Origin of the sequence: Nostoc sp., assembly GCF_036917775.1 — a bacterium.
Classification (GTDB): domain Bacteria; phylum Cyanobacteriota; class Cyanobacteriia; order Cyanobacteriales; family Nostocaceae; genus Nostoc.
Window position 1 is genome coordinate 59,539 of sequence record NZ_JBALEQ010000158.1, and the last position, 24,717, is coordinate 84,255.

The 24,717-nt window shown below is 40.7% G+C and carries 14 protein-coding genes; 5 read left to right on the forward strand and 9 right to left on the reverse strand.

The window, feature by feature from the left end:
• Positions 1-225: 225 nt before the first annotated feature.
• From V7K69_RS31980 to V7K69_RS32010, 6 genes are all read right to left on the reverse strand, one after another.
• Entirely contained in the window at positions 226-615 is a 390-nt protein-coding gene (locus V7K69_RS31980; RefSeq protein WP_335042161.1) for a hypothetical protein, read from the reverse strand.
• Positions 616-800: 185 nt separating this feature from the next.
• Complete coding sequence (locus tag V7K69_RS31985) at positions 801-2,510, reverse strand: aconitase/3-isopropylmalate dehydratase large subunit family protein (RefSeq protein WP_442936224.1); 1,710 nt, start codon at positions 2,508-2,510, stop codon at positions 801-803.
• Positions 2,494-3,585, reverse strand: coding sequence for an isocitrate/isopropylmalate dehydrogenase family protein (locus V7K69_RS31995; protein WP_335042163.1), 1,092 nt, complete (start codon positions 3,583-3,585; stop codon positions 2,494-2,496). Before V7K69_RS31995 ends, V7K69_RS31985 begins: the two co-directional genes overlap by 17 nt.
• Before the next feature lie 222 nt (positions 3,586-3,807).
• The gene (locus V7K69_RS32000) at positions 3,808-5,946 is read right to left on the reverse strand and encodes a patatin-like phospholipase family protein (protein WP_335042165.1); all 2,139 of its coding nucleotides are present in this window, start codon (positions 5,944-5,946) and stop codon (positions 3,808-3,810) included.
• A 61-nt stretch (positions 5,947-6,007) separates the two neighbouring features.
• Positions 6,008-7,681: an AMP-binding protein gene (locus V7K69_RS32005; RefSeq protein WP_335042167.1), complete on the reverse strand. Its 1,674-nt coding sequence runs from the start codon at positions 7,679-7,681 to the stop codon at positions 6,008-6,010.
• A gap of 108 nt (positions 7,682-7,789) precedes the next feature.
• Positions 7,790-8,182: a hypothetical protein gene (locus tag V7K69_RS32010; RefSeq protein WP_335042169.1), complete on the reverse strand. Its 393-nt coding sequence runs from the start codon at positions 8,180-8,182 to the stop codon at positions 7,790-7,792.
• Positions 8,183-9,295: 1,113 nt separating this feature from the next.
• Here V7K69_RS32010 and V7K69_RS32015 point away from each other — a divergent pair.
• The gene (locus V7K69_RS32015) at positions 9,296-10,525 is read left to right on the forward strand and encodes an RNA-guided endonuclease InsQ/TnpB family protein (RefSeq protein WP_335042172.1); all 1,230 of its coding nucleotides are present in this window, start codon (positions 9,296-9,298) and stop codon (positions 10,523-10,525) included.
• A 36-nt stretch (positions 10,526-10,561) separates the two neighbouring features.
• Here the strand turns inward: V7K69_RS32015 and V7K69_RS32020 are convergent, their stop codons facing one another.
• Positions 10,562-11,473, reverse strand: a complete 912-nt coding sequence (locus tag V7K69_RS32020) for a cation diffusion facilitator family transporter (protein ID WP_335042175.1) — start codon at positions 11,471-11,473, stop codon at positions 10,562-10,564.
• Positions 11,474-11,786: 313 nt separating this feature from the next.
• On the opposite strand from V7K69_RS32020, the gene V7K69_RS32025 reads away from it, so the two are divergent.
• From V7K69_RS32025 to V7K69_RS32035, 3 genes are all read left to right on the forward strand, one after another.
• The gene (locus V7K69_RS32025) at positions 11,787-14,129 is read left to right on the forward strand and encodes a glycoside hydrolase family 31 protein (RefSeq protein ID WP_335042176.1); all 2,343 of its coding nucleotides are present in this window, start codon (positions 11,787-11,789) and stop codon (positions 14,127-14,129) included.
• Positions 14,130-14,367: 238 nt separating this feature from the next.
• The gene (gene purD, locus V7K69_RS32030; protein WP_335042178.1) at positions 14,368-15,651 is read left to right on the forward strand and encodes a phosphoribosylamine--glycine ligase; all 1,284 of its coding nucleotides are present in this window, start codon (positions 14,368-14,370) and stop codon (positions 15,649-15,651) included.
• Between the two features lie 309 nt (positions 15,652-15,960).
• Positions 15,961-16,314: a Spx/MgsR family RNA polymerase-binding regulatory protein gene (locus V7K69_RS32035; RefSeq protein ID WP_335042181.1), complete on the forward strand. Its 354-nt coding sequence runs from the start codon at positions 15,961-15,963 to the stop codon at positions 16,312-16,314.
• A 345-nt stretch (positions 16,315-16,659) separates the two neighbouring features.
• Here the strand turns inward: V7K69_RS32035 and V7K69_RS32040 are convergent, their stop codons facing one another.
• Positions 16,660-22,188, reverse strand: coding sequence for a trifunctional serine/threonine-protein kinase/ATP-binding protein/sensor histidine kinase (locus V7K69_RS32040; RefSeq protein ID WP_335042184.1), 5,529 nt, complete (start codon positions 22,186-22,188; stop codon positions 16,660-16,662).
• A gap of 259 nt (positions 22,189-22,447) precedes the next feature.
• Positions 22,448-23,617 carry an AGE family epimerase/isomerase gene (locus V7K69_RS32045; RefSeq protein ID WP_335042186.1) on the reverse strand — a complete coding sequence of 390 codons (1,170 nt, stop codon included), beginning with the start codon at positions 23,615-23,617 and terminating at the stop codon, positions 22,448-22,450.
• Between the two features lie 170 nt (positions 23,618-23,787).
• Between V7K69_RS32045 and V7K69_RS32050 the strand changes: the two genes are divergently transcribed.
• Positions 23,788-24,684, forward strand: a complete 897-nt coding sequence (locus tag V7K69_RS32050) for an aspartoacylase (protein WP_335042190.1) — start codon at positions 23,788-23,790, stop codon at positions 24,682-24,684.
• The last annotated feature ends 33 nt before the right edge of the window (positions 24,685-24,717 follow it).

The window sequence follows — 24,717 nt, forward strand, 5'->3', positions numbered from 1 at the left end:
CAACATTGAAGAATGAAAATTGATCTTTTTCAGAAGCGCATCAAATTTATCTTTTGAAAAACCTAATTATTTTATAAAAATTATTTTAAGGATGGCCTTTGAGGGTTTAATCAGGTGCGATCGGACTCAGAGGCCATTTAATTTTGTTTGACATAAATTAAGCGCGATCGCACTTAATTTATTAGCATTTTTCCTGAGATTTCAACAATGCAGCAAGCAGTGAAATTATTCCTCGACAATTTCAATTGTTTGTGGTTGAACATCTTCTACCTCAGTAACAGTTTCTGGGCTAAGGTGATTTTTCAGTTTGAGTTTTAGCTCCTCTGAAATGGGTAAATCTTTAATTTCTTTTAGAAGATATCTTACAGATTCGGTTTTACTCCGTTCTGTATAGACAGCCTTGAGAACAGCTTCAATTCCATATCCCGCTACAGTATCACCTAGAACCGTTATTAGACCAAGTAAACCTATACCTCCAACGATGCCGAATGGGCCTCCTACTGCTGTGAGGGCAGCAACAATAGCAGCATTACTACCTGCTGATGTAACTGTTAAAATCACGAGAATTATCCCAGGAAGACCCAGACCAGCAAGTTTTTTAGCGATTTCGTCCATTTTAATTACCTAAAATCCTTTTTTCTTGGTTAAGACATTACTAAGGGTAAGAGGATAGAGTCTTTGTAAATCAAGAAACTTCTCTTAAAACCTAGACTAAGCTAAATAAGAGTAATTCACGTTCAGATTTGGTTAATATTCTTTGAGTTTTATCTCTAATTCAACCCCATCTGATAGCTCAGTCTTTAATCAAAGCGATCGCTAATTTTTCCATTTACAGCAGAGATAGCTACTGTTCTTGGTGAGGCTAAATAATTTTTGCCCGTTGGATCGCCACTGCGTCCTTTAAAATTGCGATTGGTTGCATAAATACCTGTTTCTTCTTTCGCCAAAACCCCAAATCCAGAATTGATACAAGCTCCACAACCTGTCTTGAGAATTTGTGCGCCTGCTTGTTCAAAAATGTCGATATAGCCCAATTCTTGAGCTTGTTCTCTAATTTCAATGGTTGCAGGTACAATAAACAAGTTTACACCGTCTGCCAGTTGGCGACCATTTAAAACTTCGGCTGCTTGAGCTAAGTCATAGAGTTTTCCTCCAGTACAAGAGCCAATAAAGGCTTTGGTAATCGGAATGTTTTCTAACTGACTAATGGCAACTACTTGATCTGGTTTCGGCGGACGTGCAACTTGTGGTTCTAAACTGCTGAGGTCAAATTGATAAACCTTTTCGTACTCAGCATCAGCATCGCCGACAATCTCTTGAAATTCTTCTGAAACTCGGTTTTTTAGATACTCACGGGTTACTTCATCAGGAACAATCAACCCACAGATTGCCCCACACTCCACGGCCATATTGGCTAAAGTTAACCGTTCATCAAAAGGCAGTTGTGTGAGGATTGACCCTCTAAACTCCATTACTTTACTGGTAGCACCAGCACAGCCGATTTGTCCCAAAATAAACAGGATAATATCTTTGGCACTGATTTTAGGAGGTAAGGTTCCAGATAACTCAAATACTAGGGTTGGAGGAACACGAATCCACATATCTCCTGTGGCATAGATATTAGCCATATCTGTCGTTCCCACGCCTGTGGAAAAGGCTCCCAATGCCCCGTATGTGCAGGTATGGGAATCTGTACCGGCAATTATCATCCCTGGTCGGACAAACCCTTTTTCTGGGAGTAAAACGTGACAGATGCCTGCTGCTTCACCTGGGGAAACCACATCAAATAAGTGGCATTCTTGGAATTTAGCAAATTCAATCATCTGTTCGTACATCAGATATGCTTTGTCATCAGCACGGATGTCGTTGATTTGGATGAAGTGATCTGCTACTAAGACCACCTTTTGGGAGTCCCATAACTTTGCTCCTTCTCCATACTGTTTATAGAATGTTTTAGCTACAGGCCCGGCTACAGCATCATGGGATAATGCTAAATCGACCTGAGCAAAAACCACTTCTCCCGGCTGGACGTAGGAATTTCTAGAGGCTTTGGCCAAAAGTTTTTCTACTAAAGTCATGGGTCGGGTCGGGGTGAGGCTGCCAGGAATGGTAATCTGACCCTGACGACGCAGCTGATTAAAAGACATTAACCCACCTGCTGCTGCGATCGCATCAACTACAGGATTCTCCTGTTTCTCCCCTAAAATTTCTAGAGGAAGTCCAATATTGATACTATTACGATAAAAAATTTCGGCGAACGATCGCGCCCGAATCTTTGTAATTCCAGCAGCTTGGAGGGCAATGGGAGCAATTTCTCGACTGGAACCACAGCCGAAATTTTCTCCTGCTTCAATCACATCATATTTTAGCAGTTCACCTGCTCCAATCACATGTTCTAAAGCATAATGCTTTAAACTATCTAGATCATCATTTGTAGCTCGATTGGCAGGAATAATATCATCGGTATTGATATCATCTCCAAGGTGCAAAACTTTATTTTCGTGACTCATGAAGCACTCCTAATTGAGAATGTTGCACAACTGAAAGTTCTTCAAGCAAAAGGTCAACTAAGGTTGCAGTGTTAACTAAAATTTCTTCTCCTTGGGTAAACAAATCAGCTGTTCGGTATCCCTTAGCTAAAATTCGGTCTTGCGCTGCAATAATCTGTTGGGCAGCCTGCACTTCTCCCCATTGCTGAAGCATTAAAACACAGGCTCCCAAGGTTCCGAGAGGATTAGCAATTCCTAAGCCTGCAATATCTGGAGCCGTACCGTGAATGGCCTCGTACAAACCAAATCCATTATCATTAAGACTTGCCGATCCTAATAAGCCAATTGAGCCAACTAATGCACCGCCAATATCGCTGAGAATATCTCCAAACAAATTACCAGCCAAAATGACATCAAAGCGTTGGGGATTTAAAACCATTTGCATAGCTAAGTTATCTACCAACATTGGCTCAACAACAACGTCGGGAAATTGTCTAGCTTCTTCTTGAACTAGACGAGTCCAAGGCAAATGAGGTAAAGCGTTTTCTTTGTGAGCTACGGTCAGTAAGCCTCGGCGAGATTGCGCTTTTTCTAATGCTTTGTGAGCAATTCGACGAATCTCTTCATCGTAATAGCGCATTGTATGGTATCCATAATTTCCTTGTTCATCGCAAGAGCGTCCAGATGGGCCAAAATAGATTCCACTGACTAGTTCTCGAACGATGAGAATATCAAGTCCTTGAATTTTTTCTGGTCGAAGACTAGATTTATGCAGAAGACTTTCAACGCTGAGGATTGGACGAAGATTGCAAAAGAAGTCAAAGTGCTTTCGGAGTTCCAGCAATCCGCCTTGACTAACTGCACCAAATACAATCCCATCGGCTCCATCGCACAGTTCGGCAGTGGCTTGAGGGAAGTAACTACCCAGTTGTTCAAAGGCAGTTGCGCCGAGCCAACCATAGTCTACCTGTAAGGTAAATCCTTGAATTTTAGCAACGTGGTGCAGAATTTTTAAGGAAGCTTCCACTACTTCTGGCCCAATCCCTTCTCCAGGAATGGCAACAATCCGATAAGATGCCTTACTTAAAGACTCCATTTAGCCACAACTCCAATACCTCGTTGTTTTACATACTTACTCAGAAAGCCTCAAAGGTTGTTTTAAAAGTGTTTATCTATGATTTTAGCTCCTTAATTTATTCTCTCTATCTTCCTAAAAAGGCAGGAGACTGGAATCAAAGTTTCCCAATTTATCGAGGGATTTAGAGTGAACTAAAACTTTTGATATTGCCAAGGCAACTTATAAAACATCCTCTCAGATTTAGCTTGTTAAAATCTTACACAACTCATCGATTTCTTGACTTTTTTCTTGAATCAGTATGCTACCTAAAGTTTGTAACTGTCGGACATTTTCTAATTTGGCATTATCTATTGCTTCGAGTTCGCTTTTTAAGAATGTTTGGAATCGATAATAAGAAGCTTTATTCCCTTTATTAGTAGCCTCAAATAATCGTTCTAATTCTCCAGCTACTACTTCGCTCCCACCATCCAGCACAATATTTAATAGTGGTTTTGCCCATTGTAATAGGCCCCATTGTTTCACTTCATCATAAGCGTAGACACTGGTCAAGGAACCAGTACCCAAGGATACTAATAAGATATCCTCTATATTTAGGGGTTGTTTAGTTTCTTGTCTACTGATTTGTGCTTCTAAAATAGCCAAATTAGCTGGATTATTAGCAACTACTCCACCATCGACTAAAGTGTAAAAGCCGTTGGTATTATGGGAGCTAGAAACGCGATAAGGAGCGAAATAAGTTGGAGTTGCACTAGTTGCTAATGCCGCATCTGTGAGGGTAAAGCCTGCACATAACTTACGAAACTTTTTCGATTCTGTCTGTTGTTTTTCCAGTTTGTTAGTAAAGAATATCGGAATTCGCTGCTCGATATCGTAGCTAGTTACAAATACTTCTTTAAGATTATTTTCTAGAGGACTATCACCAAAATATTGCCTAATAATTTCTTCTCTTCCTTCGGAAGAATATTTTGGTTGAACGAATATATCCTCTATTTGACCGAGTACTTTTTCCCAGAAGGGCTCGTAAAATATCTCAGCCCCATACTCAATATATATTTGCAAGAGATCCTCAGCACTATATTGGGCTGTGGGTGAGGTATCGGTGGCCTCTAAATCTAATCGGGGTTTAGTTAATCCGAGTGCCAGAATTCCTCCGCTAGAAGTACCAGAAATTAAATCGAACAAACTAAAAATCGGCTTTTGTGTCCGCTTTTCAATTTCTGCCAGGATCATGGTGGGGATGATGCCCCGAATACCGCCTCCGTCAATAGCAAGGATTTTATATTTGGGATTGGCTTTAGTATTCATAGTTTTTGGCGATCGCTCCTGAGTTAATGTTTGTGGTTCTTCCTGTTGTTGGATGTTGACTGCAACTGTTTGGGCTGTTTCTGATTTGTCGCCCTTTGGCTGATTAGTTTGAATATTTGCAGATTTTTCGGTCTGTCTTTTTGTCCCTTTTTTTCCCTTTGTTGTTGTCTCTGTGGGGATGTCAGTTTCTACAACCGGAGGAACCTCAACGGATATTTGCCGCAAATCACCTTCAGCGATCGCAGTTACTTGAATGGGGATAACTTCTGCAATCAACTGTTTTTCTTCGCCGATTACCACAGTTTCTGATGGTTTTTCCTCATCGGGATTAGTCAATGTCTGGTCTTGTTTCTCACTCTCGCTGGATGATTGTGTAATTCCAAAGGGAAGTTGTGCAACATCCCAACTGGGATTGCCACGCAATTTTCCATCATGGCCATTTCCAGTTTGGTCTTTTACACTTGTCCCTTGTCCTTCGTTTAATGCCCAGTAAGCGATTAATCCTTGTTCATTGCCAACTAAAGGTTGATAGCGATGCCTCTGGATTTCCACTGGGGGACAAGGGTAATTCCAGACGCTAATGTTAGCTAATTGACCAGTGAAATATATGTTGTTGTGTAAAGTCGCGCCCAGAGTTATAGAACTCGTTGCTTTATTTAAAGAGTCACCTGTGAAATAGCCAAAGTACTCATGTTCGTCAAGGTATATACTTACTTGACCCTTATTAAAAACAATAGCAAAAAAGTGCCATTGTCCGACAGCTAATTCTCCATTACCAAAGGGTTTGATAAATTTTTCAACATTTTCGTCAATGTATATATCTAGGTTTCCTGATTCACTGATGCCAAACTCAAAATTATCACTATATCGATCTGAAGAACGAGCGAAAAAAACGTTGCGCGTTCCATAGGTGGTGGCTTTATCTGTTAGTTGATGAGGATTCACCCATCCTGAAATCGTAAAGGCTGAACTTCCTTGAGCAAAAACACCAGCAAAATCGTTTTTGCCAAAATCTATGTAATCGTCTTGACCATCAAATGTTAGTACTGATTGGCTATATATCTGGTTTGTCACAAGATTTTAATCTCCACAAACAAATAAATTTGTAATTTTGCTTTCATACTTTACGGTATAACTAGTCAGGAATAGTATTAGCATTACTCAGTAATATATCAATCCGTTTAATGATTGCTTTAAACTCACCTGCATTAAAGCGCTGGCTAAGTTGCGATCGCTGAATTTTGCCAATTACAGTTTTATGAATAATTTCTTTATCTACTGGAATTAAATAATCGGGATTTACTCTCAGATTGTTCACAATTCGAGTGCGAATTTCTTTTATGAGACTCACTAAACTCTGATCATCAAAAAGTTTGGGACTAAAAAAGATGGCTAATTGATCGGTATTACTTCCAGTGGCTCGGATGGCACAAGCTGCTGTATAAGAAACTTCTACGCCCGCAATTTCTTCAATGGTGGCTTCGATTTCATGACAGTAGGAGTTTAGCCCATTGATGATAATCACATCTTTTTGCCGTCCAGTAATGGTTAAACGTCCTTGGTGGAGAAACCCTAAATCTCCCGTATTAAACCAACCATCAGAGGTAAAAACTTCTTTGTTCGCCTTGAGATTTTGATAGTAACCAGAGGTAACAGATGCACCTTTAACCTGTAGACGACCAATAGTATTTTCTGTAACTATTTGTTCATTTTCATCAACGATACGTAAGGAAGTACCAGCAATTGGATAGCCAAGTTCTACAAATGAAGTCTCATCTGATGAAGATTTTAAAGAAAAACTGTCGGAGAAAGTAATACCAGAAGCAGTTTCGCACATTCCAAAAGCTGGATGAATAGCATTAGTCCGCAAACCGTGGGGGCTAAGTAGCTTCAGAAACTTCCTCGCTACTTTAGTTACAATCGGCTCCCCTGCGTTAATCAAAAACCTCATTGAAGACAAATCCCAATTGTTTCGATTGATATCGAAAGCGCGATCGCAAATGAGGGAAAATGCAAAATTAGGTGCCCAACTAATCGTAGCTTTATGCAAATCAATCAAATCTAGCCATTTGAGGGGATTTTGCAGAATCAAGTCAGTGGATACATTGATCACTTTTTCAATACCATCAGGCTGAATGTAGACGATGCTTTTAGTTGACTGAGCAGTTCGTTGCAGTACTTCTGCTAAGGTTTTGGAAGCATCTTGAGGGTTTTGTAACGGTTTCCCATGACTAATGGCTAATTTTTTTGGCAAGAAAGAGTTATTGTTTTGTGTCTGAATACTGAATGTCGTGGCTTGTAAATTTTGCTGACTATCATCACGAGCGTAGGTGCAGCCCGTCCTAGACATCGCTTGAGTATCGGGTAGTAAATCCTCTAAATGGAGAGGAGGAATACTCTTCACTATCGGTTCGCAAACTACTGCAACACGTTCAATTTCTAACAATGACTCTAGTTGGTCTTCTATACGAAGCATTAGGTCAGAGTCAATAACTTCTAAAGTAGCTAGAGTCACTTCATCTAACTCTCCTCTATCTGTAAACGGTAGAGTTGATACTGGCACAATTGCCCTTGGTGTAGATTCGATAGGTAGGATTGCTTGCAGGTGAGATAACAATTCTGCTGCTACAAATAAACCTGATAGAACGACATAAGCAACTAACTCCTGTTTTAAATTTTCTGTCTCTCTTTCTCTAAAAATACAATCGTTTACAGTGAAGCTAGCCCGAATAGCAACCTCTATTTCTCTATATTTAAAACTTAAATTACTTGAATTTTCTAAAAGCTGATTATAATTATCTAATTGCATTAGCTTTTATATCCTTATAAAAGTCCCCTTTGAGACAATTAGTATTATCTTGCTGTAAATTGCTCAACCTAACTAAATGTTGACAATTTTACAGTTTGTATAAAAAAACTATTCCTCAATGATTTCAATTTTTTTTAAATATCGAACCTCTTTAGTATCAGTAATCATTGCTACGCTAAGTTGATTTTTCAATTTAATTTTTAGCTCCTCTGTAATTGGTAAACCTTGAATTTCTTTGAGGAGAAATATCACAGATTCGGTTTTACTACGTTCTGTATAGATGCCTTTAAGAATGGCTTCAATTCCATATCCTGTTACAGTATCTCCTACCAAAGTTACTAGACCTAGCAGGGCTATACCTCCGACGATGCCAAAGGGCCCTCCCAAGGCTGTCAGAATAGCTGCAACAGCAGTAGAACTTCCCCCTGTTGTTACCGTTAGAATCACGAGTATTACACCAGGAAGACCCAGACCAGCAAGTTTTTTAACTATGTCATCCATTATAATAATTACCTAAAATCCTTACACTTGGATGCTGATGAAAACACTACTTAAGTATCTAATTCAGAGAAACATTTGCATGGGAATAATATATTCTCTATTGAAGCGACTATATTTTTAAATAATATCTCATTTCTATACTAAAGATATTTTTGAGGAGATTTTCAATACTATATTTAGCTATATAAATGTATAAGATTTCTTTAAGTTTAATAAAATTCTGTTAGTCTGATTTTAAGAATAACTCCGGTTTAAATATCAGTAATTAAATCTAGAAAAACTAAAATAATCTTTAGCATTCGCTTTTCTATTTATGCTGGTAAAACTGCCCTGATATGCTTCAATTAATGACAAGTATTTTTATTTTTGATTGGTGTTAATCCATAGTTTTTTGGGGTGGATTAGGGATTCATTATGAGATAATATTTACGGTTACTCCTGCTATTTAATATTGGACGAAAATTTCATTATGATAGATTTCCATAATAGATTTATTAAAGTAGACTAATTTTAAATTTAATAACTACATTTCAAAGAACAGGTTGAACTTCAGCTTACAAATCATCTCAGCTTTATCTACAAAATGCAATAGCAGTTAAGACAGTTAAGGAGATGGTTAAGATAGCTAATCAGACAGTTAAGACAGTTAAGACAGTTAAGTGGACAGTTAAGACAGTTAAGACAGTTAAGGAAATAGTTAAAATTTTGAAAATTGCTAATTACACAGAAGTTACTAACTGTAACTTCTGTGTAATTAGGTAAAGAATTATGCAGATTTCCAGAGGTACTTACTTTTTTCGTCCCTAGGGGCTACCGCCTCATACATACACTTATTCAAAAAACGCTGCTGATGTTGAATTGTTGAATGAAGCAGAGGTGGCTGTTTTGTGTTTAGAAGGTGGTTCACCTATTATTTAACTAATTCGGCGGAATTCCCCATCCGTCTTACGGTGGGGATGGATAGCCGGGTGATGACGAAAACACCTCCGACTAATATCAACCGCAGGTTGATAAAGAAGTGGGGGGGAGTGAGAAATCACCAACATTATATTTTAGTGCTTTACCACAATCTATATTTATGATGAGATAAGCACATCAAAGAGGTGATATTGAGTGCTACATAAGGTTGTACAAGTCCGTTTATATCCGTCAGTTGAGCAAGAAATACAACTAGCGCAAACTTTTGGGTGTGCTAGATGGTGGTGGAATTACGCTCTGAATAAGTCAATTGAGACTTACAAGGAAACGGGAAAAGGACTTAGCCGTGCGGCACTCAACGCATTTCTTCCTACACTCAAAAAGACAGAAGAGACTGTGTGGTTAGCCGATTGTTATAGCCAAGTTTTACAGGCTACGACACTGAATCTAACTACAGCGTACAAAAACTTTTTTGAGAAACGTGCTGGATTTCCTAAATTCAAATCTAGGCACAGAAAACAGTCTATCCAGTATCCTCAAAACGTCAAGATTGTAGATGGCGATGTTAAACTCCCTGGAAATATCGGGATAGTCAAAGCCAAAATACATAGACCGATTGAGGGAAAAATCAAAACTGTTACTGTAAGCAAAACGCCTTCTGGTAAATATCTTGCATCTATCCTAACTGAAGTTGAGGGTAAAAATCCGATTATTTCAGAAGGTAAAATTTATGGCATTGACTTAGGACTAAAACACTTTGCTGTCGTCACTGATGGCGAAAAGGTTTCAAAATACGATAATCCTAAACACCTTGCCAAACATGAGAAAAATCTTAAACGCAAACAGAAGAAATTAGCACGTAAGTTAAAAGGGAGTAATTCAAGAAATAAATATAGAAAAGTTGTTGCCAAAGTGTACGAGCGAGTTACTAATTCGCGGCAGGATTTTCTACATAAACTTAGTTACAAGTTGATCAGCGATAGTCAAGCTGTCATAGTAGAAAATCTTAATGTCAAAGGCATGGTGCATAATCACAAATTGGCGAAATCAATATCTGATGTGGGCTGGGGAACATTCACTAACTTTCTAGCTTATAAGCTAGAAAGCAGAGGTGGAAAGTTGGTTGAGATTGATAGGTGGTTCCCTAGTTCCAAACTCTGTTCTAATTGCTTCTATCAAATAGGTGAGATGCCATTGGATGTCCGTGAATGGACTTGTCCTCATTGCAATACTCATCATTCGCGTGACGCGAACGCCGCGCAGAACATTAGAGCAGAGGGTATCAGAATGATAAAGGCGGAAGGTTCAGCCGTCTCTGCTGTAGGAGGAGAGGTAAGTCCTATTCTTGGGCGAAAGTCTAAGTTTAGGCACTCCCCAACGATTACAGAAGCCCCAACTTCAGCCGTACTCGGCAAGTTGGGGTAGTTCACCCTCTTGAACAGTGCTTGCAAGTGATTCATGTCATTGGTTACTAGTCCGCTCCAATTCTTGATCGTCCCAGGATACAGGGTCTTCTAATGGTTCCAGATGAGTTGTGATGCTGCTTTTTGGCAATGCTTGAATGATGCTCAACTCAATTGCTTCGCATAAATCATGTCCTTGCTGCACTGTCCATACTCCAGGTACTAAAACATGAAAGGAAATAAACCGACGTGTTCCAGCAATCCGAGAACGCACTGCATGAAACTGAATACCTTGGCGTTCATATTTACTGAGAATAACCCGGATTGTCTCCATTTCTTCAATAGGCAAAGCAGTATCCAGTAATCCAAAAAAGCTTTCTCTTAGCAAACTAAATCCTGTCCAGACAATATTGACTGCTACCAACAAAGCAATGATTGGGTCAAGTACTAGCCAACCTGTTACCTGAACCAAAAAGATTCCCACTATCACACCACCCGAAGTCCAGACATCAGTAAATAGGTGATGAGCATCAGCTCGCAGTGTAATCGAACGCAAACGTCGTCCCGCTTTTAGCAAGACAAAAGCAACTCCACCGTTGACTGCTGTTGCCAACATTGATAGAGCCAACCCCAATCCTACTTGAGTGATCGCTTCTGGGTGCAGTAATCTTCCCCAGGCTTCAACTCCAATACTGATTGCTGCAACTATAATCAACGCACCTTCTGCTCCACTGGAAAAATATTCCGCTTTAGAATGCCCAAAGGTGTGTTCTGCATCGGCTGGTTTGGCAGCATAAGTTACTGCCCACAGTGCTATCAATGCTGCCGCCAGATTCACACACGATTCGATTGCATCCGAAAGCAACCCTACCGATCCGGTTAGCAGATAAGCCCCAAACTTCAAAGCAATAGTAACAACTGCTGCCCCAATTGATAGGAAAGCGTAGGAGCGTAGTGTTCGAACACTCATCAAATTTACTCAACTGTAATTTTTAGCCAACAGTAACAAATTTAGCTCATAGCTTCATCCACCTTGAGACTTTGATGAAAATTTCGTATTCACATAGAAACGGGTAATGGTGTGGCACAGAAAGCGATCGCTGTTGAAGGGATAATATCTGCGATCGCAGATATTACTACTTTTGGCTCCAAAGCGCGGCTTTGATTGCCTAGTACCGCGATAAATAAAGTTAAATATACCCTATGCCTAAAGATACACGCTTTTGAGTAGTAGTTTATGTGAATCTCAATTGGGTAAAATAGTTATCTTGAAATCAGAAATTATGCCACAATACTTTGGACAACTGCACACAACTGAAGCGCCTTGGTCAATCCTTGGAGCAGTACAAGCAATACAACAGAATGAGCGCCATATCCTCTTGTTGTGCGGCGACCCCTGTCTAATAGTTAGTGTGCTAGCACCAAACTTAATTCGGGTAAGGATGGCCCCAAGTGGTGAATTTCTCTCTAGGCGATCGTGGGCAGTAGCACTTGCGGATGAAGAATGGCCTACTGTGCCGTTTGAAGTGCGGGAAAAAGCAGAGACTATAGAAATAGAAACTGAGCAATTGTCTATTGTCGTGTCCCGCGATCCTTGTCGTATCCAGTGCTTTGACTCAGCAGGACAGCCTTTTGCACAAGATACAGACTTAGGGATGGGGTGGCGGACAGGGGAGGTTGCTGGGTGGAAACGGATTGAAGCTGACGAACATTTCTATGGTTTTGGTGAACCAACTGGTTTATTAGATCAGCGCTCAAAAGTGAGAACCAACTGGGCATCAGATGCGATCGATTACGGCATCATGACAGACAGTATGTATCAGGCAATTCCCTTTTTCATCGCTTTGCGTCCTGGATTGGGATACGGACTTTTTTTTAATACTACTTATTGGAGCCGATTTGATCTGGGCGCACAGCAGCCTGGAGTCTGGAAGATGGAAACTCAGGGGAGTGAACTAGATTACTACATTATTTATGGGCCGGAACCAGCGAAAATTATCCAGACTTACACCCAGCTAACTGGACGGATGCCTTTACCACCTCGATGGTCATTAGGTTATCATCAATGTCGCTGGAGTTATGAGTCACAAGATATAGTAGGCAAACTAGCTGATGAATTTCGTCAGCGTCGGATTCCCTGTGATGTTATTCATTTAGATATTGACTATATGAATAGCTATAGGGTTTTTACCTGGAGTCCCAAGCGATTTGCTGACCCTCAAAAATTAATCCATAATCTCAAACAAGATGGATTTAAAGTAGTGACGATTGTTGATCCGGGAGTCAAATACGAGCCAGAAGCAGATTACAAAGTCTTTGACGAGGGATTAAACAACAACTATTTCATCCGAAAAACCAATGGTCAATTGTTCCACGGCTATGTTTGGCCAGACAAGGCTGTCTTTCCTGATTACCTACGTCCTGAAGTTAGAGATTGGTGGGGAAATTGGCAAAAAAGTTTAACTGATATTGGTGTTGTCGGCATTTGGAACGACATGAATGAACCCGCACTGGATGACCGTCCATTCGGCGACCCTGGTAACAAAATTTCCTTTCCCCTTGATGCACCACAGGGGCCAACTGAGGAGATAACCACCCACAAGGAAGTTCACAATCTTTATGGGCTAATGATGGCACAGGCATCTTATCAAGGAGCGAAAATATCTCGTCCGACTGAACGCTCTTTTATATTGACACGCTCTGGATATGCTGGTATTCAACGTTGGTCAGCTATCTGGACAGGAGACAATCAATCTCTGTGGGAACACTTGGAAATGTCCATACCAATGCTTTGTAACCTGGGTCTATCGGGTATTCCCTTTGTTGGTAGTGATATTGGGGGGTTTGCAGGGAATGCTACGGCTGAACTATATGCGCGTTGGATGCAGCTAGGAATGCTTTACCCCTTGATGCGTGGACATTCAGCATTAACTACTGCACAGCATGAGCCTTGGGTATTTGGCGATCGCATCGAAAAAATTTGCCGCGAGTATATTGAACTCCGTTATCAATTACTACCTTACATTTACACTCTTTTTTGGTTAGCTGCAACTACTGGCGCACCAATTCTTCGCCCACTTCTCTATCATTTCCCCAACGATCAAAATACCTTTTCTCTTGCCGATCAAGTAATGCTTGGCCCCTCGTTACTAGCAGCACCAATTTACCGTCCAGGCGTTGAACATCGTGCCGTCTACTTGCCTGAAGGTTGTTGGTACGATTGGTGGAGTGGAGAGGAATTTACAGGGCCAACTCACATTCTTGCTTATGCACCACTGGAGAAAATGCCGTTATATGTTCGTGCTGGCTCCATTATTGCGATCGCCCCAGTAATGCAATATGTAGATGAACATCCCATAAACCAAATGAGACTGCGAATCTGGAAGGGTGTTGGTGAGTTTACCCTTTATGAAGATGATGGTCATACTTTTGAGTACAAAACAGGAGCCTTTTGCACCACAACTTACCATGTTTATTCCGAGCAGCAAACAACCATTGTTGAGATTGCAGCCAGAGAAGGTGAGTTTTCACCTATAACGCGTGAAACCATTGTGGAATTAGTCGGCTTTGGTGAACAGACTTTTGTGGATAATGGTACTGCACATCGGTTGGAATTTTCTACTTAAGGCAGATCATTCATTTGATTGAAGAAGAATTCAGAAGTCAGAATGAATAAGTGGGGGATTCAGACCCGCCACTAACTTTTTGCGCTTGCATCTCGTAGAGAAGACCACTAAATATCGCATTGTCAGATTGCGCTTTGCAAGCACTCAGAGCTATCCCAGTTCTGTCACTCTTGTGAAAAAATTGATCGCGAGAGCTTAATCAGGTATTCTCGTTTGCAAGGGACACACGAGGAAATCAGTGAAAGTTTTAGTTATAGGTAATGGAGGGCGCGAACACGCTCTGGCATGGAAACTGTTGCAATCTAAGCAAGTTGAGCAAGTTGTCTGTGTACCAGGGAATGGGGGAACAGCAAGTATGGAACGTTGCCAGAACTTGCCCCTAGGAGTAGATGATTTTGAAGGCATCAGCCGATATGCTCTAGAACATGGCATAACTCTAGTAGTAGTTGGGCCAGAAGTACCTCTATCTAAAGGAATCACAGATTACCTTCAAGATAAAGGATTGATGGTATTTGGCCCAGTCAGAGCGGGAGCGCAAATTGAAGCGAGTAAAGCTTGGGCAAAAGCCCTAATGCAAGAAGCAGGGATTCCGACGGCGCGGGCTGCGGTATTTACGGAGGCAGAAGCAGCAAAATCTTATGTCAAGTCTCAGGGAGCGCCAATTGTCGTTAAAGCTGATGGCTTGGCAGCTGGTAAGGGTGTGATAGTAGCTGAAACAGTTGCACAGGCAGAAAGTGCTGTTGATGCAATTTTTCAGGGGCAATTTGGTAGTGCTGGTGAATTTGTCGTCATTGAAGAATGTTTAATTGGGCAAGAGGTATCAGTTTTAGCATTAACGGATGGGTTAACGATTCGTCCTTTGCTACCCGCTCAAGACCATAAGCGAATTGGTGACGGCGATACAGGCGAGAATACTGGTGGTATGGGAGCATATAGCCCAGCACCCATTGCGACACCAGAGTTGATGGCACGGATTCAAACAGAAGTTTTAGAAAGAGCGATCGCCACCTTACGAGCTAAAGGCATTGATTACCGGGGTGTGCTGTATGCTGGCTTAATGATTGCACCCGATGGCGACTTAAAGGTTTTGGAATTTAACTGTCGCTTTGGCGATCCAGAAACCCAGGTGATTTTGCCATTATTAGAAACACCCCTAGAAGATTTACTTCTAGCCTGTGTACAGCAGCGATTAAGTGAATTACCGCCCATTGCTTGGAAAAAAGGAACATCTGCCACTGTCGTTGCCGCTTCAGGTGGTTATCCCGGAGAATATGAGAAAAGTAAGGTTATTACTGGCATTAGCGACGCAGAGGTAACAGGAGCAACTGTATTTCATGCAGGTACAAAATTAAACCAGCAACAAGAAGTTGTGACAGATGGGGGTCGAGTATTAAATGTGACTGGAATCGGAGAAAATTTTGAGCAAGCGATCGCCCAAGCATACTCTGGGATCAAATATATTCAGTTTGAGGGCATATATTACCGGAGAGATATCGGTCATAAAGTGGTGAGTGCGAAGTAGGGAAAACGAACCCTATAAGCGATCGCATTGGGAGCATCTCAATGAGTATAAAAACACGCCGGGCCTAGCTGAATGGAATAGAGCCTCCAGCACGCTGACGCGTAGCTTGCTTCTCGGTAGGAGTACGCGGCTATACAAACAAAACCCAGCGACCTGGGTTTCAAATTCTTCGAGTCCGCGTAGGCGGACTTTGTTTGTATAGCCGCAATTTCTAATCCCCTGGTATACTTACAAAGATGAGATGCTCCAGGTTACATTAATTATCAATTATATTATGTATAAAAATGGTAATTATTGCTTAACTACTTTATGTCCATTCAAGTTTACGGAATTCCTAACTGTGGCACTTGCAAAAAAGCTCTGATGTGGCTCCAAAGCAATAGCATTGAATATGAATTCATCAATACTAAAGAAACTCCACCTAACAGTGAGATGATTCAAAACTGGATGAAGTCTTTGGGTTCTGCTCCCATGCGAAATACCTCCGGTCAGTCTTATCGAGCTTTAGGAGATGAAAAGAAAACTTGGACTGATCAACAGTGGATTGACGCATTTGCTAATGATGCAATGCTGCTAAAACGCCCAATTTTCGTTAAAGATGGAACAGCAGTTTTAGTAGGCTTTAGAGATGAGGCGGTAATTAAAACAAAATTAAAGCTTTAATTCAGATGGTTAGTGGCTTTAACTCTTGATTTACAGCACATTATAGTACGACTACGCAAAAACCCTCTAAAACTCTCGTTCCTCCGTGACCTCTGCGCCCTCTGTGGTTCGTTTTCCGATTACCCGTGCCTAAGTTCTATTATAGTTATCTCAGAAAAGGTTTTTTGTACGCTAAGAAATTTTCAAGTGTCTGGAACGACGATTTTTCGTTCAACCTAGATTAAAATTAGCACGAGAAGCATAGCTTTCTCACCAATCTTTCAGGAAAAAGCGATTCCTGAAAATCTTACTCCATGTACTTTCAGTTTTAGCGTACAATTTACCAGGTAGGGAACAGTGATGCCTTTATGCCAACAGAGGTAGCTGAATCACAAATTCAGTTCCTTCGCCAAGTTTAGAATTCACTTCGATTGCTCCACCATGTTTTTCTACAATAATTTGACGAGCGATCGCCAATCCTAATCCTGTACCTTTGCCTACAGCTTTTGTAGTAAATAAATGGTCAAAAATCTTTTGTTTTACTTGTTCACTCATTCCCTTACCGTTATCAGTAATGGCAATTTTTACAAGATGATTTTCGATTGAAATTTTAATGGTAATACGGTTGGGATTAGCTTGAATATCTGCCACACTTCGCCCAATATTCAACTCCTCTAAAGCATCAATAGCATTAGCAAGAATATTCATAAATACCTGATTTAATTGCCCAGGAAAACATTCAACTTGAGGTAAATTACCGTAGTTTGTGACAACTTCGATAGTGGGACGTTTTTCGTTAGCTTTCAGACGATGTTTGAGAATAAGAATAGTGCTATCAATACCTTCGTGAATGTTAAACGGTACTTTATAATCCCGATCGGCACGAGAGAAAGTGCGAAGTGAGGTACTGATATTTTGCAGCCTGTCGCACGCTATCGTCATCGAATCAAGGATTTTTGGCAAGTCTTCTAAGCTATATTCCAAGTCAATTTCTGATTCGTGGTCAAGAATTTCTTCACTCTTATCGGGTAAAGTTTCTTGATAGAGTTTTAAGTGTTCCACAATATCAGAAATAGTTGGTTTAGCTTGTTTAATACTGGCAGCAATAAAACCTAAAGGATTATTCATTTCGTGAGCGATACCAGCAACTAAGTTTCCCAAAGCAGACATTTTTTCACTTTGGATCATTTGTAATTGTGCTTGTTGCAAGTTATTTAATGCCTGTTCTAGCTGTTGGGCATATTCCTGAGAACGCTCATAAAGTCTGGCATTTTCCAAAGAAATTGCCGCTTGAGCGCACAGCAAATTAAGCAGTTCGATGCGATCGCTTGTAAATGCCCCCGTTGTTAAATTATTTTCTAGATATAAAATGCCCAGCAACTTCCCTTGATGCAAAATCGGGCTGCACAAGATACTTTTCGGCTGCTGACGCATGATATATGGGTCGTTGGCTAAGGTCAGATCGGCACTCGCATCAACTATTACAGCAGTCTGCCTATTATGTTTGACTTTGTAAATCAGCTTGTGGGGAATGTCTTGGCTATCTTCAATGGGAATATGCTGCAAGACAACTGGCTTTAAACCTGTGGTAATTGACCCTTTGATTAACAGGCGTTCAGTTTTGGTATCGTCTAGCGAATCGTCTCGCAACATCATGAACACGCATTTATCAGCCCCAGCATTTTCAATGACGATCTCAAGCAACGATGAAAGCAGTTTTTCAAATTCGATTTCACCTGAGATAGTATGAGAAGCTTTAAGAATGGCAGCTAAATCTAAAGCAACAGATACATTACTACTGTGGGAAGTGCTGGAACTGATGGATGTAACATTTGCCAATGAGAAGATTGTGTCCCTAGTGGAGAAGGGAGTATGGGTTTGCTGGAGGATAGGGGCTAGCAATTGTGGATAGCGTCTTTCCAGATCGGCAATTTTGGCTTTTGCACCCCATTTTTCGTAACAATAATAGGCTTCTTGTATATAGCCTGCGGCGAATTTTTGTTTGCGCCATTCGAGGCAGAATTTGCCTGCAAGTTCGTTTGCTAAGGCTTCTTCTTGGAGGTAGCCATTGACTTTAGAGCTTGTCATGTAACAACCTTGCCTCTTTTGAGCTAGAAATGCCTTCTCAGTAAGCTTTCTAGATAATAAATTGTAAAAGTTGTTTCTTGACAGGCTCTTAGCTCCAGAAATAGCGCTATCGAACAGTTCAATTGCTTCTGTTTTCTGTCCTGATAAAACGCTTAAAACTGCATTCACGAGATTGTACTTATGAGCAAAGTTTTCAGGACAACTAGCTGCCCATAGACTCAGTTGCGCTTGGTTTGATTTAACTTTTTGGATATAACTATTGTCTAAACCTAGAGAATGAATCCGGCAGTATTCAGCTAGAGCAATAGATTGATAGAAATTGATAGCTGCAACCTGATATTTTCCAGTAATTGTACCAACGAGGTCTTCAGCCCCCTGAGCCGATTCCAATGCCTCTTCATAGCGCCCGTAAAAACATAGAATTTTAGTTTTTAGGAGCAAATAGTGGCAAATTGCATAATCACTGTTGTTTATTTTACATACTTCCAGATGCTGCTGCTCAGTCGGGATATCCTCAGCAGGACTCGCTGTAAGTTCAGCAAGCGCAATGTTTAATCCAGAGATCACATCCACAGGAAGCTGATAGTTAAGTTTCTTGGCACAAAATTCTAAATATTCAGGAAGATTTTGCTGAATTTCTAATAGGCTTTCTCCGGCATAAAATGAATTGAGCAGCTTGTACATCAAAAGATTACCTGAGAAAACCATCTCCCCAGACTGTAGCCCAGCCACTAATCCTCGATCGAAAATAGGCGCAGAGCAACGCAAGGGACGCACCCAGGAAAGCAAATTATTCCCCAGCATATAGCAAGCTTTGCATAAATTATCTGCTTGCTTAAATCGTTTGGCTAAACTTTCGGCAAGTACTCCAAATTCATAGCCAGATTGATACTCGCTCTGATAATATCCGAGATACATTCCATAGGCTGAAAATCCGTTTCCTGATTCAGCTATTACGCCAAAATTGAGAGATACTGAAACCATCGATAAAGCGACGACAAAGTATAGCTCTCCCTTTTGTAGAACATAAACGGGTACTATTAAATTATTTAAGATTTTGATAATCAGGCGTTTTTCTGGATCTGTGGACTCTGGTTCATCGACTAGCTGCTCTACTGTGCGATTCCCTAATTTCAATTGAATCTCATGTTGGTAAGATTCAAGTTTCTCTGGTAAGTCTATTTCTGATAAATCAAAATTCAAGCAAGACAATGCCTTTTGTCCATACTGAAGTGCTTGGAGGTACTGACCTTGCAATGTGAACATCAGAATCGCTAGGTTAAACGCTTCAGCCCGATCAATTTGTTGTCTTGCAAAGCTAGAAATCGTTTCAACAATGGCTAGAGAAGATTGAAAATCCGCAGACAAATACTTAACTTCTGCGAGATTGAAATAAACATCTAAGGACTTTTCATAGCATTGCTGCCAACTATCTGGAGGTAATAAGCGTTCAGCTACCGTAAAGTAGTTAACAGCAACCCCATAGGCAGTAGACTCTTTAGCCCTTTTCCCTGCAATAGAGTTTAGCTGTAAAAGTTCTGAACGTTCTTCCTGGCTTTGATGAAGTACAAAGCCCTCATTTAAGTGATTGACGATCGCAAAAATTTTGCTACCTTGTTCTTCTGGCGAAAAATTAGCAAGCAGAAGTTTGCCAATTTGGAAGTGGGTTGCTTGTCTCAAAGTCTCAGGAATGAGAGAGTAAGCGGCTTGCTGCACTCGATCGTGGAGAAACAGATAACTAACAGTTATGTTATCAACCGCTTCTACATCATGTCCCTTTCCCTGGAAAAACTTGTAGGTTGAGTTTTCTGGAATAACTAACCCCTCTTGAAGCGATCGCCACAAATCTGCTGCGACACTATCTTGAGTAGCTTCACAGACTACTGCTAATGTTTCTAAATCAAATCGATTACCAATGCACGCCGCTAGCTTTAATACTTGCTGTGTTGCTTCTGGTAGTCTCTGCAATCGTCGGATCGTAAATTCCACAACATCATCCGTCAGAGCCAACTGTGTTACCTGGGTTAAGTCACACTGCCAATAGCCTGAGGAACGATTGAAAATAATACATTCTTCCTCATGCAGTCCGTACAAAAACTGAATTGTGAAAAATGGATTTCCCTGAGTTTTTTGGTAGATCGAGTGCGAAAGCGGTGCAGCGATATTATTTGAACACTGCAATGTATCGGCAACTAAACAGGTAATATCTAATTCATTCAAAGCAGCCAACATGAGAGTATTGAGATTGACACCACCTTTTCTAATCTCATTCAGGGTTAGCATCAACGGGTGGGCTGGAAAAACTTCATTATCCCGATAAGCTCCGAGTACAAGTAGATAGCCTGCTTCTGACTGGCTCATCAACAATTTCAAAAGGTTCAAAGAAGCGGAATCGGCCCACTGTAAATCATCGAGGAAAATCACTAAGGGATGTTCTTTTTTTGTAAATACCTGAATAAATTTGCCAAAGAGCAGATTAAACCGATTCTGAGATGCACTACCAACCAACTCAATTATCGGGGGTTGGGAACCAATGATGTATTCTAGTTCGGGAATGACTTCAATCAGAACTTGTCCGTTTTCACCAACAGTAGCCAGGATTTGCTTCTTCCAGTGAGCTAGTTCTATATCGGATGCGCTCAGGATTTGTCCCATCAAGCTGCGAAAAGCTTGGACAAAGGCTGAAAACGGAATATTGCGATTGAACTGGTCATACTTTCCTTTGATGAAATAGCCGCACTGTCGGGTGATGGGTTTGTGGACTTCATTCACCACCGCAGTTTTGCCAATACCAGAGAAACCAGCCACCAACATCAGTTCAGAACTGCCGCTAGCAACACGCTCAAAAGCTTTCAGTAAAGACTGAACTTCATTTTCCCGTCCGTACAGTTTGTCGGGGATGATGAAGCGATCGCACACATCCTTACTCGCAATTTCAAAACTTTCAATCTTACCCAAAACTTGTAACTGATGCAGACAATTTTCTAAATCAAATTTCAGTGCCAAGGCATTCTGATATCTATCTTCAGCATTCTTCGCCATTAATTTACTGACAATTTTTGATAGTACAGATGGAATTTCGGAATTAATTTCGTGTACTAATGGTGCAATTTTTGCAATATGAGAATGTACCAACTCCATCGGGTCGTTGGAGTCAAAAGGTAACTCTCCTGTAAGTAATTCGTAGAAAGTTACGCCGAGTGAGTACAAATCTGTGCGATAGTCAATCCCTCGATTCATTCTGCCTGTTTGTTCGGGGGAAACATAAGCAAGTGTCCCTTCTAACACATTGGGGTTGACGAGGGTTTGGGTTTCTCTTGGTAATAAAGATGCAATACTAAAGTCAATTAATTTAACTTGTTTGGTTTCGGGATTAATTAATATATTGCTGGGTTTAATGTCTTTGTGGATGATGCGCTCGTGGTAGAGTAAATCTGAGATGTCGCAGAGTGCGATCGCTATTTCTAAAAACTCTTGTAAAGAAGCGATATATAGCGTCTGGTCAAAAGTGAAATAATCTGTCAGAGAGATTCCCCCAAAGTCTTCCATCACCAACGTATAGCCACTTTCGTATGGTTCTAGGCTATAAGTTTGGACGATTAGGGGTGAGTTGAGATTTTTCGCAATGATATACTGATTGCGAAACGACAAGAGTTCGCTAAAATTGGGATAAGGATTTTTTAGCAGTTTGATCGCTACAGGTAATGAGTCAGTCTCTCGATATCCTCGATAAACGATGGTTCTAGAACCGTTGTAAAGTTCTTCAGTTATGTGATATCCGGGAATTCTAACAAGAGTGCTGACCATACTGCTAACTGCTAAATCCTTAGTATTTCCAGATTTAGTATTCCCAGATGTCTGAAGCTGTTTTACAATAAGAGCCTAAAAATTACACAAGAATTTCGGGAGCATCCAGTTTTGGAAGATTTACCATTTCTGAGAAAATGTAGGAGGAAATAACCCTGTGCGATCGCTGACTATGAGCTAAGAGAGACAAGATGCGATCGCTTCCTCAATCCCTTTATATCTCTAACTTCATGCTGTGGCTTTTGATTATTGATGTATATCACTTTAATGCTTCAAACTGCTGCCAACAAAGATATAATGCACGCGGTACGTGAAAACATCCTTTCCATTTGCCACCTTTGAGGTTTAACAATACTTCCCCGCGTCGATTGAGATAGCCAAACCACTCACCGTACTCGGAATCAGCAAAGTTTGACCAGGTATAATCGTGCATCTTTTGATACCATTCCCAACATACCTCACGCCCTGTCAGGCGATAGCCCATTGCTAATGCAACCAAAGACTCTAGGTGAACCCACCACAATTTTTGATCCCATTCCAATTGTTGTGGAGGATGACCCTCTGCATCCATAAAGTAATACAATCCGCCGTACTCGCTATCCCAAGCAAAATTCAGGATATTTAGCACCACATCAACAGCTTGGTTAATAGTTTTGGTATCGTTTTTCCGGTGGGCGATATCCATGATAAACCACATAGCTTCGATACCGTGACCAGGGTTAATCAGCCGTCCCTCAAAACAATCTATGTGGGAACCGTCAGGGGCAACATTTTCGTACATTAATCCCCGTTCTGGGTCGAGAAAATCGGTCATCACTTCGCTCTGAGTCTCAGCTAGGACATTCTCTAGGGTTTCTTTTGGTAGTAGCCATTCCATCTCTAGAGTCAGGTTGGCTAAAATCATTGGTACAGCCAATGATTTCATTGGGCGTGTGCCGGGATAGGTTTTATTATATTTGCCTTTCGGGTTATCTTTACGGCGTAAAACGTTGTTATAAGCCTGCATTGCCACATCTTTTGCCCATTCTTCGCCCCCAGCAAGTGCATATTTACTAAATGCCATCGCTGCAAAGCAATCAGAGAAGATATTGTAAGGCTCAACCAGTGGTTTTCCTTCATGAGTGAGAGCAAAGTACCAGTTCCCATCACTATCTCTGCCATGTTGAGCGAGAAAATTAGCGCCATTGCTGGCAATTTTTAGCCAATTTTCGCGTTTTTCTAGCTGGTTATAAAGCATCGAAAAAGTCCACACTTGGCGGTTTTGCAGCCAGATGAATTTATCTGTATCATAAATTTTGCCGTAGCGATCTAGGCAAGTGAAATAGCCACCTTGCTGCCAATCAAGAGAATATTTTTCCCAAAATGGGAGTACGTCGTTGAGGAGGGCGTTTTTGTAAAGTTCAGCGATCGCTTGAAAATTATACTCCATAAATTTTCACCTCTTTTGTGCTAAAGCTAACAGCTTAACAGTTATCACATTTTGGCTCGAACATGGAGCAATCGCGTCAGTCTTTTACAAGATTTAGTCAGCAACAGTTATACTTCTATCTTGTATCTTGCACTATTCTCGATAACCGTAGGGGAGACAGTGAGGTTGTTATGAGCCAGATTAAACGAGTTGCGATCGTTGGAGGAAACCACGGTAATGAGTTAACAGGAGTATATCTAGTCAAAAAGTTTCAGCAGTATCCAAATTTAATCAACAGGACAACTTTTGAAACTCTGCCATTACTTGGCAATCTTAAAGCTATTGAAGAAGGTAAACGATACATTGACAGGGATTTAAACCGTTGCTTCACCAATCAAGGTTTACAAAATCCTCAACTCTCAAGTTATGAAGATACGCGCGCGAAAGCAATCCAACAAGTACTACAACCGCAAAATCAGCCATTTGTAGATGTAATTGTTGATTTGCACAGCACAACTGCCAACATGGGGTTAAGTCTGATTTTTTGCGATCTGAATCCTTTCTTACTTCGGTTAGCTGCTTATTTAAGTTCTATCAATCCGATGGTAAAGATTTTTGTGAATCAGCAATCTAAAGAAGGTGGTTTTCTTCGTTCTTTGTGCGAATTGGGTTTTGTTATCGAAGTTGGTGCTGTGGCTCAGAATATTTTAAATGCCGAATTATTTCAACAAACAGAGCAGCTTATTTATGCAATTTTAGACTATTTTGAAGGGTGCAATCAAGGTAATATTCCGCAGACAAGCAGCCAGCTTACACTCTATCAATATATTGAGACTATCGATTATCCGAGAAGCGATGCTTACGGTGGGCTGCAAAGTGGGGAGATTCAAGCCATGATTCATCCCCAGCTTCAGTTTAGAGACTATGAACCTCTGAATCCAGGTGATCCAATGTTTCTGACTTTTGCAGGAAAAGATATTTTCTATGAGGGAGAGTCTACTGTTTATCCTATTTTTATTAATGAAGCCGCTTACTACGAGAAAGGAATTGCGATGTATCTCAGTCAAAAGCTGCAAGAGATAGTTTAATTTCTTTGCTCTTTTAACCAAGATTGCAAATCA

Excerpts from the sequence above, each read along its gene's own strand:
- V7K69_RS32040 (WP_335042184.1), bottom strand. The coding sequence starts at position 22,188 with ATGGTCAGCACTCTTGTTAGAATTCCCGGATATCACATAACTGAAGAA.
- V7K69_RS32010 (WP_335042169.1), bottom strand. The coding sequence starts at position 8,182 with ATGGATGACATAGTTAAAAAACTTGCTGGTCTGGGTCTTCCTGGTGTA.
- V7K69_RS32025 (WP_335042176.1), top strand. The coding sequence starts at position 11,787 with ATGCCACAATACTTTGGACAACTGCACACAACTGAAGCGCCTTGGTCA.
- V7K69_RS32050 (WP_335042190.1), top strand. The coding sequence starts at position 23,788 with ATGAGCCAGATTAAACGAGTTGCGATCGTTGGAGGAAACCACGGTAAT.
- V7K69_RS32035 (WP_335042181.1), top strand. The coding sequence starts at position 15,961 with ATGTCCATTCAAGTTTACGGAATTCCTAACTGTGGCACTTGCAAAAAA.
- V7K69_RS32005 (WP_335042167.1), bottom strand. The coding sequence starts at position 7,681 with ATGCAATTAGATAATTATAATCAGCTTTTAGAAAATTCAAGTAATTTA.
- V7K69_RS31995 (WP_335042163.1), bottom strand. The coding sequence starts at position 3,585 with ATGGAGTCTTTAAGTAAGGCATCTTATCGGATTGTTGCCATTCCTGGA.
- V7K69_RS31985 (WP_442936224.1), bottom strand. The coding sequence starts at position 2,510 with ATGAGTCACGAAAATAAAGTTTTGCACCTTGGAGATGATATCAATACC.
- V7K69_RS31980 (WP_335042161.1), bottom strand. The coding sequence starts at position 615 with ATGGACGAAATCGCTAAAAAACTTGCTGGTCTGGGTCTTCCTGGGATA.
- V7K69_RS32020 (WP_335042175.1), bottom strand. The coding sequence starts at position 11,473 with ATGAGTGTTCGAACACTACGCTCCTACGCTTTCCTATCAATTGGGGCA.
- V7K69_RS32045 (WP_335042186.1), bottom strand. The coding sequence starts at position 23,617 with ATGGAGTATAATTTTCAAGCGATCGCTGAACTTTACAAAAACGCCCTC.